This is a genomic window from Bradyrhizobium sp., assembly GCF_036009065.1.
GTDB lineage: Bacteria > Pseudomonadota > Alphaproteobacteria > Rhizobiales > Xanthobacteraceae > Bradyrhizobium.
The window spans coordinates 1-16,621 of record NZ_DASYMN010000082.1 but is presented as its reverse complement, the minus strand read 5'-3'; the positions used below and the strand labels follow the sequence as shown (position 1 = coordinate 16,621).

General features: G+C 63.1%; 14 protein-coding genes and 1 pseudogene. 9 read left to right on the top strand and 6 right to left on the bottom strand.

What is annotated here, in order from left to right; all coding sequences use genetic code 11:
- From VGP39_RS05275 to VGP39_RS05260, 4 genes and pseudogenes are all read left to right on the top strand, one after another.
- A pseudogene (locus VGP39_RS05275) lies at positions 1-145 on the top strand (ABC transporter ATP-binding protein); the annotation flags it as partial.
- A gap of 127 nt (positions 146-272) precedes the next feature.
- The gene (locus VGP39_RS05270; protein ID WP_327567054.1) at positions 273-2,114 is read left to right on the top strand and encodes an AMP-dependent synthetase/ligase; all 1,842 of its coding nucleotides are present in this window, start codon (positions 273-275) and stop codon (positions 2,112-2,114) included.
- 82 nt (positions 2,115-2,196) lie between these two features.
- A complete protein-coding gene (locus VGP39_RS05265) occupies positions 2,197-3,396 on the top strand; it encodes an ABC transporter substrate-binding protein (protein ID WP_327567053.1) in 1,200 nt (399 codons plus the stop codon).
- 224 nt (positions 3,397-3,620) lie between these two features.
- On the top strand, positions 3,621-4,592 hold the full coding sequence (locus VGP39_RS05260; protein WP_327567052.1) for an SDR family NAD(P)-dependent oxidoreductase: 972 nt from the start codon (positions 3,621-3,623) through the stop codon (positions 4,590-4,592).
- 106 nt (positions 4,593-4,698) lie between these two features.
- Here VGP39_RS05260 and VGP39_RS05255 read toward each other — a convergent pair whose 3' ends face one another.
- On the bottom strand, positions 4,699-5,640 hold the full coding sequence (locus VGP39_RS05255; protein ID WP_327567051.1) for an acetamidase/formamidase family protein: 942 nt from the start codon (positions 5,638-5,640) through the stop codon (positions 4,699-4,701).
- A 1,085-nt stretch (positions 5,641-6,725) separates the two neighbouring features.
- On the opposite strand from VGP39_RS05255, the gene VGP39_RS05250 reads away from it, so the two are divergent.
- The 4 genes from VGP39_RS05250 to VGP39_RS05235 all read left to right on the top strand — a co-directional run bounded on the left by VGP39_RS05250 (position 6,726) and on the right by VGP39_RS05235 (position 9,964).
- Positions 6,726-7,532, top strand: coding sequence for a YdcF family protein (locus VGP39_RS05250; protein WP_327567050.1), 807 nt, complete (start codon positions 6,726-6,728; stop codon positions 7,530-7,532).
- A 58-nt stretch (positions 7,533-7,590) separates the two neighbouring features.
- Complete coding sequence (locus VGP39_RS05245) at positions 7,591-8,379, top strand: DUF169 domain-containing protein (RefSeq protein ID WP_327567049.1); 789 nt, start codon at positions 7,591-7,593, stop codon at positions 8,377-8,379.
- Positions 8,380-8,422: 43 nt separating this feature from the next.
- Positions 8,423-9,610 carry a saccharopine dehydrogenase family protein gene (locus tag VGP39_RS05240; protein ID WP_327567048.1) on the top strand — a complete coding sequence of 396 codons (1,188 nt, stop codon included), beginning with the start codon at positions 8,423-8,425 and terminating at the stop codon, positions 9,608-9,610.
- Positions 9,611-9,787: 177 nt separating this feature from the next.
- Positions 9,788-9,964, top strand: a complete 177-nt coding sequence (locus VGP39_RS05235; protein WP_327567047.1) for a hypothetical protein — start codon at positions 9,788-9,790, stop codon at positions 9,962-9,964.
- A gap of 28 nt (positions 9,965-9,992) precedes the next feature.
- On the opposite strand, the gene VGP39_RS05230 is transcribed toward VGP39_RS05235, so the two are convergent.
- Positions 9,993-10,895, bottom strand: coding sequence for a DMT family transporter (locus VGP39_RS05230; RefSeq protein WP_327567046.1), 903 nt, complete (start codon positions 10,893-10,895; stop codon positions 9,993-9,995).
- A gap of 126 nt (positions 10,896-11,021) precedes the next feature.
- On the opposite strand from VGP39_RS05230, the gene VGP39_RS05225 reads away from it, so the two are divergent.
- Positions 11,022-11,576, top strand: a complete 555-nt coding sequence (locus VGP39_RS05225) for a CGNR zinc finger domain-containing protein (RefSeq protein ID WP_327567045.1) — start codon at positions 11,022-11,024, stop codon at positions 11,574-11,576.
- A gap of 56 nt (positions 11,577-11,632) precedes the next feature.
- Here VGP39_RS05225 and VGP39_RS05220 read toward each other — a convergent pair whose 3' ends face one another.
- From VGP39_RS05220 to VGP39_RS05205, 4 genes are all read right to left on the bottom strand, one after another.
- The gene (locus VGP39_RS05220; RefSeq protein WP_327567044.1) at positions 11,633-12,898 is read right to left on the bottom strand and encodes an O-antigen ligase family protein; all 1,266 of its coding nucleotides are present in this window, start codon (positions 12,896-12,898) and stop codon (positions 11,633-11,635) included.
- 79 nt (positions 12,899-12,977) lie between these two features.
- On the bottom strand, positions 12,978-14,516 hold the full coding sequence (locus tag VGP39_RS05215) for an undecaprenyl-phosphate glucose phosphotransferase (RefSeq protein ID WP_327567043.1): 1,539 nt from the start codon (positions 14,514-14,516) through the stop codon (positions 12,978-12,980).
- A gap of 271 nt (positions 14,517-14,787) precedes the next feature.
- On the bottom strand, positions 14,788-15,921 hold the full coding sequence (locus VGP39_RS05210) for a glycosyltransferase family 4 protein (protein ID WP_327567042.1): 1,134 nt from the start codon (positions 15,919-15,921) through the stop codon (positions 14,788-14,790).
- A gap of 1 nt (position 15,922) precedes the next feature.
- Positions 15,923-16,621 (bottom strand): polysaccharide biosynthesis/export family protein (locus tag VGP39_RS05205; protein ID WP_327567041.1); only part of this gene is annotated, 699 nt, incomplete at its 5' end.

Genomic DNA, 16,621 nt, shown 5'->3' with positions numbered 1-16,621 from the left:
TGTGCTGGAAATCGGCCGCGTCGTCATGAACGACAGTTGCGAGCGGCTGATGCATTCCAAGGACATCCAGGAGTTCTACCTGGGCGCAAAGGAAGCAGGCGCGCGGGGCGAACGGCGCTGGAAAAAGAAGAAGACTTGGCGGTAAGATACGAGCTTGCTTGGGCTCAAACAATGCTCAGGCCGGAGCGCTTTCACCTCTCCCTGCGGGAGAGGTGAAGAAAGAGACCGGCTTAAGCCGGCATATGCAGGGCATAGACGGAGGGAACAAGCTAATGGCCGGACCCGCAGTGCTGACTGTGGCGGACACGATCGCTGGGAGTTTTCTGCTCGCCGTGAAAACGCGCGGCGATCGGCCGGCAATTCGTGCCAAGAAGTTCGGCATCTGGCAGCCGACCAGCTGGCGGCAGTGGCTGCAGATCTCCAGGGAAATCGCCTACGCCCTGCACGCGACAGGCTTCCGGCCCGGCGACGTCGCCTCGATCATCGCCAACGCCGTGCCGGAATGGGTGTTTGCCGACATGGGCGTCCTGTGCGCCGGCGGCGTCTCGTCCGGCATCTATCCGACCGATTCGGCGGCGCAGGTCGAATACCTCGTCAACGATTCCCGCACCCGGGTGATCTTCGTCGAGGATGAGGAGCAACTCGACAAGGTCCTGAGCTGCAGGAAGGCCTGCCCGACGCTTGAAAAGATCGTCGTCTTCGACATGGAGGGCTTGAGCTCGTTCAGCGATCCCATGGTGATGTCGCTGGCCGAATTCGTGGCGATGGGGCGCAATCACATGGGCGATCGCGAGGCGCTGTGGGACGAGATGACCGCGAGCCGCTCGGCTGACGATCTCGCCATTCTGGTCTACACCTCCGGCACCACAGGGCCGCCGAAGGGCGCCATGCATTCCAACCGCGGCGTCACCCATCAGATGCGCCACGCCAAGGACCTGTTTCCCTTCACCGCCGACGATGAGGAGCGCCTGGTATTCCTGCCGCTCTGCCATGTCGCCGAGCGGGTCGGCGGTTACTACCTATCCTTGGCGCTGGGCTCGGTGATGAATTTCGCCGAAAGCCCGGAGACCGTGCCCGACAATCTGCGCGAGGTGCAGCCTACCGCGTTCCTGGCGGTGCCGCGGGTCTGGGAGAAGTTCTATTCCGGCGTCACCATCGCGCTGAAGGACGCCACCCCGTTCCAGAACTGGATGTATCGCCGCGCGCTTGCGGCGGGCTACCGCCTGACCGATTGCAAGCTTGAGGGCGACACGCCGTCGCTGTCGCTGCGTCTCGCCAACAAGGCGGCGTACTGGCTGGTGTTCCGTAACATCAGGCGCATGCTCGGGCTGGACCGCTGCCGGCTGGCGTTCACGGGCGCCGCGCCGATCGCGCCGGATCTGATCCGCTGGTATCTGGCTCTGGGCATCGACATGCGCGAGGTGTACGGGCAGACCGAAAATTGCGGCGTCGCCACCGTGATGCCGGGCGACCGCATCAAGCTCGGCTCAGTCGGCAAAGCCGCGCCCTGGGGTGAGGTGCAAATTTCCCCCGAGGGCGAAATCCTGATCCGGGGCGACTACCTGTTCATGGGCTATCTCAACCAGCCGGAACGCACCGCGGAGGCCATCGACGCCAAGGGATGGCTGCATACTGGCGACGTCGGCTCGATCGACAATGAGGGCTACGTCAAGATCACCGACCGGATGAAGGACATCATCATCACCTCGGGCGGCAAGAACGTCACGCCGTCGGAGATCGAGAACCAGCTGAAATTCTCGCCCTACATTTCGGACACCGTCGTGGTCGGCGACAAGCGCGCTTACCTCACCTGTCTGGTCATGATCGATCAGGAAAACGTCGAGAAGTTCGCGCAGGACCATGACATCCCGTTCACGAATTATGCCAGCCTGTGCCGCGCGGCGGAGATCCAGGATCTGATCCAGCGCGAGATCGAGGCGGTCAACGCCAACCTCGCGCGGGTCGAGACCATCAAGAAATTCTTTCTGATCGAGCGGCAATTGACCCCCGAGGATGAAGAGTTGACGCCGACCATGAAACTGAAGCGCAATTTCGTCAACAAGCGCTACGCCAGCGAGATCGATGCCATGTACAACGACAAGGCAGTGGCATAGCGCGCGGCAGCTTTCGGAAATGGCGAGGGACTGAAACGGCCTTAACCTTCGCTTCATAAGGGCCAACGGAGAGGAGATTGACATGGCGAAATCTTATCGGGCGCTCGGCCTGGCGGTGGGGGCTCTGGCGCTGACCCATTTGCCGGCCGCGGCGCAAACCAAGGTCACCAATGAAGGCATCTCGGCCACCGAGATCGTGATCGGCACCCACCAGGATTTGTCCGGCCCGATCAAGGTGTGGGGCGTGCCGGTTTCCAACGGCATGAAGATGGCGGTGGAGGAAATCAACGCCGCCGGCGGCATCAACGGCCGCAAGCTGCGGATGATTCTCGAGGATAACGGCTACGATCCGAAGCGCGCGGTGCTCGCCTCGCAGAAGATGATCGAGCGCGACAAGATTTTCGCTATGATCGGACCGATGGGGTCGCCGACGGTGCTTGCGGCGCAGGACATCCTGTTCGACGCCGGGGTGCTGCAGCTGTTTCCGCTGACCGCGGCGGAATTCACCTTCAAGTTCGACCCGGCCAAGCCGCAGGAGCGGCTGAAGTTCAACAATATCCTGCCTTATGTGGAGAGCACGCGCGCGGCGCTGAAATACATGATGGAGGCAAAGAACTTCAAAAAGCCCTGCCTGATGCATCAGGATGATGAGTACGGCAAAAGCGTGCTCGACGGCTTCACGCAGCAACTTGACGTGATGAAGGTGCCGGCGGCCTCGGTCACCAGCTTCAAGCGCGGCGCATCCGACTTCTCGGCGCAGGTCGCCAAGATGAAATCCGACGGCTGCGATCTCGTCATGCTCGGCACGGTGATCCGCGAGACCATCGGCGCGATGGGCGAAGCCAAGAAGCTCGGCTGGGACGTCACCTTCCTCGGCGCCTCGCCGACCAACGTGCTCGAAGTCCCGGCGCTCGGCAAGGAAACGGTCGAAGGCCTCTACGCCGCCGCCGCGTTCGAGATTCCGTACGAGGACACCGCCAAGGGAAAGGTCAAGGATTGGCTGGTCAACTACAAAAAGATGTTCGGGGCGGACGCCAACACCCAGGCCATCATCGGCTACAACGCCATCACCACGTTCGCTCATTATGTGAACAAGGCCGGCAAGGATCTCACCGGGCAGAAAGTGCTGGACTCGCTGGAGTCAGGCGACCCGTTCCAGGACATCTTCGCCTCGCCGCCGACCAAGTTCTCAAAGACCAACCATCTCGCTAGCACCGTGACGCAGGTCCAGCAGATCAAGAACGGCCGCTGGGTGTTGATGAAGGACAGCCTGTCGTTCTGAAATTACCGTCATGCCCGGCTTGTGCCGGGCATCCAGGTCTTTAAGCCGCAGCAATAAAGACGTGGATGGCCGGGACAAGCCCGGCCATGACGAGCCGCGTGAAGAGTCAGGGTGGATAGGTAAGTTGGCGATGATGTGCTAACAGTCGGCCGACCAGGAGGCGCAATGCCCCTCGCTCCGACCAAATTCAAATCAATCAGAACCGGAAAGGTCCGCGGTCGCTCATGAAAGATTTTGCCGGAAAGATCGCCGTCATCACCGGCGGCGGCACGGGCATGGGCCGCGAGCTGGCGCGCCAGCTGGTCGCCGAAGGCTGCAACGTCGCCATGTGCGACATCTCCGCCAGCGCGATGGCGGAGACCAAGCGGCTTTGTGAGGTGGAAAAGCTGCCGCAGGGCCTGCGCATCACCACGCACATCGCCGATGTGTCGGTCGAGGACCAACTGCTGCGCTTCCGCGACGAGATCGCCGAACAGCAGGCCACCGACAAGATTCATTTGCTGTTCAACAATGCCGGCATCGGCGGCGGCGGCAGTCTGTTCACCAATTCGCGCGAACAATGGGAGAGGACGTTCGGCATCTGCTGGGGCGGGGTCTATCTCGGCGTCCGCACCTTCCTGCCGATGCTGATGAGGGCCGACGAGGGCCATATCGTCAATACGTCCAGCGTCAACGGATTCTGGGCGTCGGTCGGCATGTTGCGGTCGCATACTGCCTACAGCGCGGCGAAATTCGCGGTGAAGGGATTTACCGAAGCGCTGATCGGCGATCTCCGGCTCAACGCGCCGCACATAAAATGCTCGGTGGTGATGCCCGGACATATCGGCACCTCGATCATGTCCAATTCGCGCAAGATTCAGAGTGGCACCGATTCCGAGCGGCTCACGGATGACGAAATTGCGCTGGCGCGGGTGCGCCTTGGCATGGCCGGCATCACTGAGGCCGCAAAGATGTCGGATGAGCAGGTGCAGGCCTACGCGGCCGAGCAGGCGCGGACCTTTCGTGAGGAGGCGCCGACATCGGCGGCCGAGGCGGCGACGATCATTCTCGATGGTGTCAAGGCCGAGCGCTGGCGCATCCTGGTCGGCACCGACGCGCGGCGCCTCGACGAACGCGTGCGCGGGACGCCGGAGCAGGCCTACGATCTGGAGTTTTACCAGAGCTTCGTCGCCGAGGTCGGCTGGCGGCTGGGATGATCCCGTCATTCCGGGGCACGCGTCTTCGCATGAACCCGGAATCCAGAGCTGTTCTGGATTCCGGCTTCGTTCGCTTCGCTCACGCCCCGGAATGACGAACTGTCACTCACCCATGCACCACCGCCTTTGCGATCATGCAGTGAATGCCCTTGGAGCCGTTCACCGTCTGCGTCACGCGCAGGTCCGCGGCGAGGCTGCAGAGCGTGTAGGCATCTTCGCGCGACAGGTTGCGCTTTTCCCCGAGCAGCACGATCATGTCGCGCAACGCCCGGATCACGCACTGGTCGAGGTCGGGATCCATCGCCATGGTCATGTAATGATCTGGTGTTTCCGCGCGCGGATAATCCAGCCGCAAATCCTTGCGCAGCGTCAGCCTGAAGCGGCCCTGCAGCGCGGTCTCGATGGCGGTGACGCAGACCTCGCCGTCGCCCTGCACGCCGTGGCCGTCGCCGCAGGAAAACAGCGCGCCGGGCACGAACACCGGCAGATAGAGCTTGGCGCTGGGCACCAGCTCCTTGTTGTCGAGATTGCCGCCCATCGCGCGCGGGATCAGCGAGGTGATGCGGCCCCAAGCCGGCGGCGGCGCCGTGCCCATCACGCCGAAAAACGGTCTTAGCGGCAAGTCCAGCCCCCAGGGCAGCCGCCCGACCATCCGCGTCGCGTCGAGCGGAATGTTCAACAGCCGCGTTTCGTGGAAATCGTCGGGCAGGGTGCCGGCGAGCGGACGGATCAGGTTGTAGCCCCAGTCCTGCCGGAGTTTTACGTCGAGGATCTCAACTTCAAGGACGTCGCCGGGCGCGGCGCCCTCGATCGCAACAGGCCCGGTCAGGATATGGCCGGGCACCATGCGTTCGTTCCTGGCATGGACCTCGTCAAGTTCGGGCGGGACGTGAAACTTGGCTCGGTCCGGCACCACGTCCGGGCCGCCGCTGATGGTGTCGATGGTGACTTCGTCGCCGCTGGCTACCGTGAGGACGGGTTTCAGTTTGGCTTCGAAGAACCCCCAATGGCAGGTCTCGGGGCTGGCGTGCAGGTGGTGATGCGTCATGGGAGGCTCATTTTGCGTCATTGCCGGGCTTGTCCGTACTCTATGCACACATCCTGTCGTCATTGTCGCGCTTGACCCGCCTGCACGGCCGAAGCCGCTTCGCCGATGAAGACGTCGTCCCCGCCAACGGGTCCGGCTTCGCCGGCCCGATGAGGGGCGGTTCAACAGGATACTGGCGTCAACCAGAGCATCGGCGACACGGCATATGGGTTCCCGCCTGCCAAGGCTGTGTGAAGTTTTCACACAGCCTGCTGCGCGGGGACGACGCAGAATGTGCGTTGGCGTCTTGTCCAAAATTTCTGATTCAAATTTCAAACGGCCACGCTTCCGCATTCTCGCGGCGCACTGCGTCCGAGGTTTGCCAGAAACTCCTCCACCAGCGAACCGCGCTGGTGCGATGGAGCGGCGGGAGGCGCCAGGGCACCAACGGGCACCCTTAGAGGCGGGATTAACGTACCCACCTCGCGCGGCAAGGCACCGCGCGCGCCCAAGGCTAGGCGCAGCGCCTCCCGGCGCTCCACCGGCCACCAGACCATCGACCGTTCCGGGGCGCCCCGGTCCGGCCAGCTTTCGCTCCGTCCGCTAAAAGGAACGCTTCTAGAAAGCGCTCCCTCATCGAACAGGACCCGAGCAGGATAAGGCAGGTTTTGGGGTGTTGGATAGGCATACATTCACAAGTTCGTGAACGGCGATCTTTTCATTTTCGTGCCCCGGACGCAGCAGCGCGTAGCTCCCGCGAAGCGGTGCGCTGCAGAGCCGGGGCCGCAACGAGCCGGCGTCGGGGGAGACCCCGGTTCTGCGAAGCAGCGCTTCGCAAGCGCTCCGCGCTGCATCGCGCCCGGGACAGGAGGAGCGCCGTCTCACACTTGAGCTTGAGAGCGGCGGTCATCTAAGCCATTTGATCCTGACTCCAATTTTTGAGATGTGTGAATCTAGTAGGGCTTGACCCGGCAATCCATCCTCTTTGGAAGATCGTTTTGCTAAGAGTGATGGATACGCGGGCCTACGCCTCGCCGAAGGGGCTTCGGCCCCGCAGGCGGGTCAAGCCCGCGTATGACGCAGAACGTGAAGTAGAGGATTACGCGTTGTTCTTTTTCTTGTCCAAAACGCTCGGCGTCATCCTGCTGCCGTCGAATTTTCTGATTGGGCTGGGCCTGGTCGGGTTGGTCCTGCTGTTCACGCGCTTTGCGGCGCGTGGCCGCAACCTGGTCGCCGCCAGCGTCGTGCTGCTCGCCATTTGCGGCTTCTCGCCGCTGGCAAACATGCTGCTGTATCCGCTGGAGCAGCGATTTCCGCCATGGGACGACACCCACGGCGCGCCCGACGGCATTGTGGTGCTGGGCGGCCCGATTGATCCCGAGCATTCGGCCGCCCGTGGCCGGCCGGTGTTCAGGGGAGCGGTCGATCGCCTGATCGTGACGGCAGCGCTCGCGCACCGATATCCGCAGGCGCGTATCATCTATTCGGGGGGTAACGCCAACCTCGTTGCAGACGATGCCGCGAGGGAGGCGGACTATGCCGCATCGGTTTTTGAAAGCCTCGGCATTCCCAAACAGCGGCTGACGATGGAACGGCGCTCGCGCAATACCGAGGAAAACGCCGAATTTTCCAAAGCGCTTGCCTCCCCGAAGCCCGGCGAGCGATGGTTGCTGGTGACGTCGGCCTACCACATGCCGAGGTCGGTCGGGGTGTTTCGAAAAGCCGGTTTCGTGGTCGAGCCCTATCCCGCGGATTGGCGGACCGGATCGGGTGAGATCCTGCTGGCGCCGTCGATCATCGCGAGCGACGGGCTGGAGCGCCTCGATACCGCCATTCGCGAGTGGATGGGCCTTGCGGCCTATCGCATTTCAGGCAAAACCAGCGAGCTTCTTCCGGGTCCGGTTCAGGATTGAACGAGCCGGATCGGGTGGAGGCAAACCCGCGAAATTTGCGACGATGGAGTGTCAGGTCATGCAGCAGGAAGCCATGCAGCCGGAAACGTTCGATTTGGCCGCCATGGTGGCCGACCTCAACAGCCTGCTGCGCCTGAAGACCACCGTGATCGGCATGAAGATGTTCGCGCGGGTGGACGAGATGGCGGCGATCCCGAAAATCCGGCGCCCGAGTGCCGTGCACACCACCGATCAGATCGTCAGCATGGCCTCGCGATTGGGCTGGACCGTCGGGATCACCGCCGACGACCTCGTGGGCGCGCAGTGCCGGGCCGTGATCGGCCTTGCGCCGCAGGACGACAAGTGGCTGGCCGGCCAGTCGTATGTCGGGGTCTGGCACGAGAACGCCGAAGACGCGCGCAAGCGCCAGCAAGCGCTTGATGTCGTGCCGCACGGCCGTTATGAGGCGCTGGTGGTGAGCCCGCTTGCGAGCGGGCGGCTCAATCCGCCGGATATCTGTCTGGTCTATGCCACGCCGGGACAAATGATCATTCTCATCAACGGCCTGCAGTGGACCGGCTACAAGAAATTCGAATGGGGCGTCGTTGGCGAAACCGCCTGCGCCGACTCCTGGGGCCGGGCGCTCAAGACCGGCGAGCCCAGCCTGTCGCTGCCATGCTACGCCGAGCGCCGCTACGGCGGCGTGCCCGACGAGGAGATGCTGATGGCGCTAAAACCTTCGCATCTGGCTAAGGCCATCATCGGCATGAAGGCGCTGGCCAAGAATGGCCTGCGTTATCCGATCGCGCCCTATGGCATCCAGAGCGACGTGCGCGCCGGCATGGGCGTCTCCTACGCGAAGAAATAGGCTACAGCCCGCCGGACCGTCATTTCACCTCAAGGAATCGAGCATGAAGCCATCGTCGAAATTCGACATCGTCGTCTATGGCGCCAGCGGGTTTACCGGCCAGCTTGTGGCTGAATATCTGGCATCGCGCTATCGCGGCGAGGGCGATCTGAAATGGGCGATGGCCGGGCGCAACCTCGACAAGCTCGCCGGCGTGCGCGACGCCATCGCCGCGCCGTCGAACACTCCGCTGATTGCGGCTGATGCCGGCGATCCCGCATCGCTAAGGGCCATGCTCGAGCAGACCAGATCGGTGATCAGCACCGTCGGCCCGTATCAGTTCTATGGCTCCGAGCTGGTTGCGGCCTGCGCGGCGACAGGCACCGATTATCTCGATCTCTGCGGCGAGCCGCTCTGGATGCGGAAGATGATTGATGCGCACGAAGCCGCCGCGAAATCCAGCGGCGCGCGGATCGTGTTCTCCTGCGGCTTTGATTCGCTGCCATTTGAACTCGGCGTTTTCTTCCTGCAGAAGACCGCGAAGGAAAAACTTGGCGCGCCGGTCAGCCGCGTCAAGGGCCGCGTGCGCGTGATAAAGGGTCCACCTTCCGGCGGTACCGCGGCGAGCATCAAGGCGACGTTCATGGCTGCTGCGAAAGACCTCAGCCTGGTGACGTCGCTCAGGGACCCGTTCGTGCTGACGCCGGGATTTGACGGTCCTACCCAGCCGCCCGGCAACAAGCCGAAATTCGATCCGGATCTCGACGCCTGGACCGCGCCGTTCCCGATGGCGACCATCAATACCCGCAACGTGCACCGCTCCAACCTGCTGATGGGCTTTCCCTACGGCAAGGACTTCGTTTACGACGAGATGATGCTGACCGGACCCGGAGAGCAGGGCGAAGCCAGCGCCAGACGTCTGGTCGCCGCGATGAACGCAGAGAGGATGGGCGGCTCGGGCGGCCCGAAGCCGGGTGAGGGTCCCTCGAAGGAGGAACGCGAGTCCGGCCTCTATGATCTGCTGTTTGTCGGCCTTGCGCCGGACGGACGCCAGGTCCGCATCGCGGTGAAGGGCGATCGCGACCCCGGCTACGGGTCGACCTCGAAAATGATCTCCGAATGCGCGATCTGCCTGCTGCGCGACACGCCGAAGGTTCCAGGCGGCATCTGGACCCCCGGGGCTGCGATGGGCGATCGTCTGATCAAGCGGCTGGTCGACAACGCCGGCCTGACGTTTGAGGTCGAGGTGTAAGAGTCCGCGGCAGGCGCGCGAGAATCGTCAAAAACTGCGGGTAATCGTAGGCGCTGTAATAACGCTAAAAGTGCAACGGCGTTGCCGTGGATCGCCGCGGCGGCACAATGATGTCCATCGCAGGGCTCCGCTCAATTGCTGCGAGCCCGATTGAATCCCACCCGAGGGATCTAGGCCATGTATTTCGTTGCGTTCGTGTTGGCGATCGCCGCCGGTGCGTTCTACGTTGCAGGGACGGAAGGCATATGGGCCGATCCGCTCTGCCGCTACGGCGGCACGTTCTGCCAGCATCCGGCGTGGGTCGCCGCTGCCGCCGTTCTCGCACTGGTCTGGGCCAAGATGGTGAACGTCTAGGCCTTGAAGGCGTTTTCGATGCGCCGAATCATCGAGACAATCGAGGCAGCGGCCCACCGCTTACGATATAGACTCCTGCCGAAATCAGACTTATCGCCATCCAGTCAATCGGCTTCGGCCACTCGCCGAGGATCGGGATTGCCAACAACGCTGTCATCGCGGGGCACAGTGCGGCGAAGGCTGCGCCGCTCGAAGCGCCTAGGATCGCTACAGCGCGGCCATACAGCAGCAGCGAGACGATCGCGGTGAGCACGCCCTGGACGAAAGCCTGCAATCCCAAATCGCTCCAGGAGGCGCCGGCGAGTGATGCTCCCGGCATCAAAGCAAAGATCGGCAGATAGAGTAGCATGGATCCGGCAGCGCAAAGTGCTGCTGCATGCAAGCCGTCGAGGCGAGCCTTCCGCATCGCGACCGTGTAGAAGGCCCACGCCAGGGCGGCACTCAGAAAGAGCCCATGCCCGACATTCTGCCATGATCCCAACTCGCTGCCCGAGCCCCAAACGACGGCAAGCACGCCGGCTAAGATGGTGGCGAAACCAAGCTTCTTCGCAGGTGTGAATTCCTCCCGCAAAAGCGCTGCCGCGAGAAGCGCCACCATCAACGGCACTACCCCGGGAAACAGCGCGCCGGCATGCGCCGCAGGCGCGAACAGCAACCCCGAATTAGTAAAGAAAACCGGTGCCGCTCCGCCACACACGATAGCTGCCAGTCCGGCCCAGCCGAGGCGGTCGAACGCAAGTCCTTTGTTGAACAGGTATGGCAACAGTATCAGTCCGGCGACGCCGAAGCGCAGCGCCGCGATATCCCAGGGGTCGAGGCTTGTCCGAAGCCCCAGTCGCGCAACAACGATCCATCCTGACCAGACGCCCGCAGCCGCAAGACCGTAAAACGAGCCGCGCCAGTATTGTAACCCATCGCGGTCGTTTGACATGGCTGCGGCCTCGTGAAATACGTAACCGTTATAACTGGGATTATAGGTTACAACAGAAGCAGCAAGCAAGGTCGAGAAATGGCTGGACGTGCAAACCCGTTTGACTGGAGTGGAGGGAATCCCGCTTTGGACTTCGTAAACACGCTGGACGAACGGACCTCCGACGCGGCGGTCGAGAACCTTGCGACCTACGGGGATCTCGTGCGTTTTGCCGGGTTGGCAGGGCTCATCGGGGCGTCCGCATCGCACCGCTTGGGCTCGCTCGAGGGGCCGAGTTCCTTGCGCATTGCAAGGCGTGCGCGCGAGCTGAGGGAACACCTGCACGCGGTCCTGGCCGCCGCCCACTCCGGCAAGAGCGTGCCCAAAACCTCGCTGGATGCAATCACATCGGAAGTGCGACGGGCTCACGCTGCGCGCGTGCTTGTCGCAACGGCGACGTCAAACGCGGTCAGGCACAGTTGGATTTCGCCATCCTCGCCGGAAATTCCGCTGCACGCCTGCGCGCTCGCAATCGAATCCTTGCTTGTCATGGCCGATCACAGTCGTATCCGAAAGTGCGGCGCATCCGACTGCGAGGTTTATTTCATCGATACAAGCAAGGCGCATCGACGGCAGTGGTGCAGCATGCAGAACTGCGGCAATCGTGAAAAACAAAGGCGTTGGCGTTCGGGTGCGGATTGAGAAGGTTACTCGCGCCCAGACGCGCCAATCGGCGCGTCGAGGAATGACGGATAGGGCTACTCCGCGGACTCCGGCGCCGCGACCGGTCGATGCGTGGCGACATACTGATGCGCAGCGGCGAACATCCCCCACATCGCGCCCAGCATCATCCAGAAGTGCCGCCAGTGGTCGGTGTCGATAATAAAACTTTCGCCGACCGTGCCCAGAAACGCCGCGAAGATCGCGAGATAAGTGCGCTGCCAGGGCACGCGGATGAAGACGTGCCGAAACCCCAGGATGACGGTGATCAGAACCAGCGCCGGATAGCAGATGCCGGAAATCCATCCCCCCGACATGAAGGCGTTGAGATAGGAATTGTGGGTGTCCTCCGGAAAGAACTTTGTGAACTGCAGCGGTCCGATGCCGAACGGCAGGTCCAGCGCCATCTGGGCGCCGAGGATATGCCGCCCGAATCGTCCGAAGCGGCCTTCGTCATAGCTTTGATCGAAGCTGGCGCGCTGCCTGAACATGTCGGCGATGCTATCGAGCGACAACAGCACGACCAGCAGCAGCGCCACGATGACGGCGGCCCCCAGCGCCATCGCGATGATGCGCGAGCGCTGCGCCCGCGACTGGCTGGTCAGCACCATCAGCGTCAGCATGAAGGCCGATGTCATCGCCAGCTGTCCCCAGGCCGCGCGCGAGAACGCCAGCAGGATCGCCAGCGACATGATGCCGAAGGCGATGGCGCTGCGGAACGATTTGCCGAAGCGGTCGGACACCACGCTTTGCAGGGCGAACAGCATCGGCAGCACCAGGAAAGCGCCGAGCACGTTCGGATCCTTGAAGGTGCCGCGCGCGCGCTCGTACAGCGTCAGCAGGTCGTATCCGCCGGGCACCAGGTTGAAATAGCCGGCGATCCCAGCGAGCGCCGCGATCAAGCCGCCGGTGACCAGGCCGCGGCGCAGCAGATCGAGGCGCGCGGCGGTATCTTCGGACACCACCATGGCAAAAAAGATCACCGTGGCTGCCAGGTACCATGAGGTCAGGATCCAGTTGGCGATCTCGGACTTGTCCATCAGATTGGCGGCGCCGATGGTGTAGCCGATATTGACCAGGAACAGCAGCACCAGCAGCGGAATGAACGCCAGCCGCAGCCGCAAGCCGGTCGCAAGGAAGATGATGATCGCGGCAAGGGTGAGGAATTCGTAAGGGCTGGGCTCGATGAAAACGATCGCGCCGGAAGCCCCGACCGACCACAGCAGCGCGCGCTGCAGCGACGCGATCGGCGGCGCAACCGTCAACGCGGGTAGGGAACTGTCGGCCGCCGCCGTATACGCCATCGGATACTCTACCCAGGCTTACGCAACACTACTCAATCGCAACGAACCATGACGCGCACGCCGCGATCCGGCTTCGAACTCAATACGCGTTCTCGCTGTTGGTCATCAGCGCCAGCGGCGTCTTGAGCAGAATGTAGACATCGAACAGCACCGACCAGTTCTCGATGTAATAGAGGTCGAACTCGACGCGCTTCTGGATCTTCTCTTCATTGTCGATCTCGCCGCGCCAGCCGTTGATCTGCGCCCAGCCGGTGATGCCGGGTTTTACGCGATGGCGAGCGAAATAGCCGTCGACGGCCTCGTCGAACAACTGCGTCTTCAACTTGCCCTGAACGGCGTGCGGGCGCGGGCCGACCAGCGACAGATTGCGTTCGAACACCACGTTGAACAGCTGCGGCAATTCATCCAGGCTGGTCTTGCGGATGAAGCGGCCGACCCGGGTGACGCGCGGATCGTTCTTGGTCACGACCTTGGTTGCGAGCGGGTCGGCCTGGTGGTGGTACATCGAGCGAAACTTGAAAACGTCGATGCGCTCGTTGTTGAAGCCGAAGCGCTTTTGCCGGAACAGGGCCGGGCCCGGACTGTCGAGCCTGACCGCAAGCGCGACCAGCGCCATCACCGGCGCCAGCATCACCAGCAGCAGCGCGCCGACCACGCGATCGAACAGCGACTTCATCACCTGATCCCAGTCGGTGATCGGCGCCTCGAACACGTCCAGCGTCGGGACCTTGCCGAGATAGGAATAGGAGCGGGGGCGGAAGCGCAGCTTGTTGGTGTGCGCCGACAGGCGGATGTCCACCGGCAGCACCCACAGCTTCTTCAGCATTTCGAGAATGCGGGTCTCCGCCGATATCGGCAGCGCGAACAGCACGAGATCGACGCGCGTGCGCCTTGCGAATTCGACGATGTCGTCGGCCTTGCCGAGCTTGGGACTGCCGGCACAGGTCTCGAGCGCGCGGGTATCGTTGCGGTCGTCGAACACGCCCAATATGTCGAGGTCGGAATCGTCCTGCACCTTGAGCGCCTCGATCAGCTTCTCGCCGTTCTGGTCGGACCCGACCACGATGGTGCGGCGGTCGAGCCGTCCTTCGCGCGCCCATCGCCGGACCATGCCGCGCAGGATCATGCGCTCGGCAATCAACGCGGCGAGGCCGACGAAGAAGAACGCCGAGAGCCAGAGCCGCGATACCTCGCCGCCGAGCTTGGCGAAGAACGAGGCGCCGATGAACAGCAGGAACACGAACGCCCAGGACGAGATCATCCGCGTCATCTGCCGAAGCTGGCCGCGGAACACCTGCACTTCGTAGATATCGGCGGCCTGGAAGCACATCACGGCAGCCGCGGCCATGGCGAAAATCGCCGCGATGTATTGCCAGTTGAAGCCGGAGAGGCGCGCGACATATCCGAAATAGATCGCGATACCGACCAGGCTGAGGAGAATGAAGTCGGCGACGCGCACCGCGCCTGCGATCACGATCGGCGAATAGGCGGCGCGCACTTTCTGGTTGGTCACCGCGAGCGCTGCCTGCGAGAGGCGCCGCCGGCGCTCGACTGGCCGGTCGGCGGTTGTGTCCGCCGCGGCGGCATTGATCATGGAGCGTGCGTTGATCGATTCCACTGTCGCTCAATCCCTATCTGCGCGCAGGAAGAGAGGTGCGCACCGGGTAAATGCTTAAACCAAGGGATTAAAGGACAAATCGGAAGAAACAGTTACGTCGTTAACTAGGGTTAACGTTCGGTTAACAGCCCGTAGGGCGGATTTCTGTCGTCATTGCCGGGCTTGACCCGGCAATCCATCTTCGTCGAAAGAGTCTTGCGAAGATAGATGGATACGCGGGTCAAGCCCGCGTATGACGCAGCAATGGATATGCCGGCGGGCGCGAACAGCCTTAACGATTCGCAAATGCGTCGCGGTAGCCGGCCATGATGCCCTCGACCATCGCCTTCTGCGAGAAATGCAGGAAGATGCGCTCGCGAAGCAGTCTGGCGCGCTTGGCCGCGGCTTCCGGATCGTCGAGCGCGGTTTCGATGGCGTCCGCCATCGCGCCGACGATGTTCGGGGCGAACAGCGCCTCGGTATGCTCGCCGAAAATCTCGGGGATGCCACCGACATTGGCGGCCATCATGGGAATTCCCGCGGCGGCGGCCTCGATCACCACATAAGGCATCGAATCCCCGCGAGAGGGCACCACTAATACCCGGCCTTTGGAAAAACCGTCGCGCGCCTTGACATGGCCGATGAAGCGCACCGCCTCGGTTAAGGCCAGCCGTGCGACCTGCGCTTTCAGCGCCTCCAGTTCCTCGCCATCGCCGGCAAGCGTCAGCGTCACCGGCTTGCCGTCGGCGTGCAGCCGCGCCACCGCGTCGATCAGGATATCGGCGCCCTTGATATGCCGGAACTCGCCGACATAGACGACGTCGGTGGCATCATCCGCTGTCGCGATAGGGTCGAATTCATTGGCGGTGACGCCATTGAACACGCAGCGCACGAGGCCATCAGGTCTTCCGATGGTGCGCTGATAAGTGTCACGCGCAAACGCGCTCTCGAACAGGAACAGGTCGGTGCGGTTCATCAGCGCGCGTTCCAGCCGGCTGTAGATCGCGCCCTTCAGCGTATTCAGCGGGTAATGCAGCGAACCGCCATGCGGCGTGTAGACGCGAATGGTGTTGTCGGAGCGGCCCTTGAGGCGGATGAAGGCGCCGGCCTTGGCGCCGTGTCCGTGCAGGACGTCCGGCGTCAGCTTCCGGATCAGGCGCATGAAGTGCGCCCATACCACCGCGTCGATCGGAACCGGCTCGCGCCGGATCGCGAGGCGATGGACGCCGAGTTTCAATCGCGGCGCGATGGCTGCGAGTGCCGCCTCGGCGCGTTCGCCGCCGGTCATGCTGTCGGCAATGATTCCGACGTGATGGCCGCGATCGGCCTGTCCGTTGGCGAGATCGAGGATATGGCGAAAGATGCCGCCAACCGGGGCGCGAACCGCGTGCAGGATCCGAAGCGGCCGATCTGGAACGCCAGCCATGTCAGAACCAGCGTTCGCCGACGAGGACGGTATCGCCGGGGCTGATCGGGGTGCCGAGCGGCACGACCGTGCGGATGGAGCCGCCGGCATCGGTATGGGTCAATGTGACGCGATCGCGTTTGGCGCGCGGCGAGAAACCGCCGGCAATGGCCACCGCGCTCTCCACGCTCATGTTCGGCACATAAGGATACTGGCCGGGGGCCGCGACCTCGCCGAGGATGAAGAACGGCCGGTAGGCCTCGATCTCGACCGCCACCGATGGTTCGCGGATGTAGCCGTTGCGCAATTTGCCGCTGATCTCGGCGGCAAGACCCGCAGGCGTCAGCCCCCGCGCGCGTACCGCGCCGATCAGCGGCATGGTGATGGAGCCGCCGGCATCGATGGCGTAGGTGTTGGTGAGGCCTTCCTGGCCGTAGACCATGATGCGAAGCCTGTCGCCGGCGTCGAGCCGATACGCCGCGTCATACGCCACCGGGATCGGCACGGGCATCGGCGCCGCATAGACCGCCGGCGCGTATGCGCGCCGAGGCGCCGCGGCGAAACCGGCACGCAGCGCGCCGATGGCGCCGCCGGAAGGGGCGAGGTTCGTTGAAGACGCATAAAGGCTGCGCGGCGGAGAATTATGGGTCCGGCCATAGGCGAGGGAATCCAGATCGCCCCGCGCCTGGACAACGGCGACAGGCGCGGACCTGCGCATGCA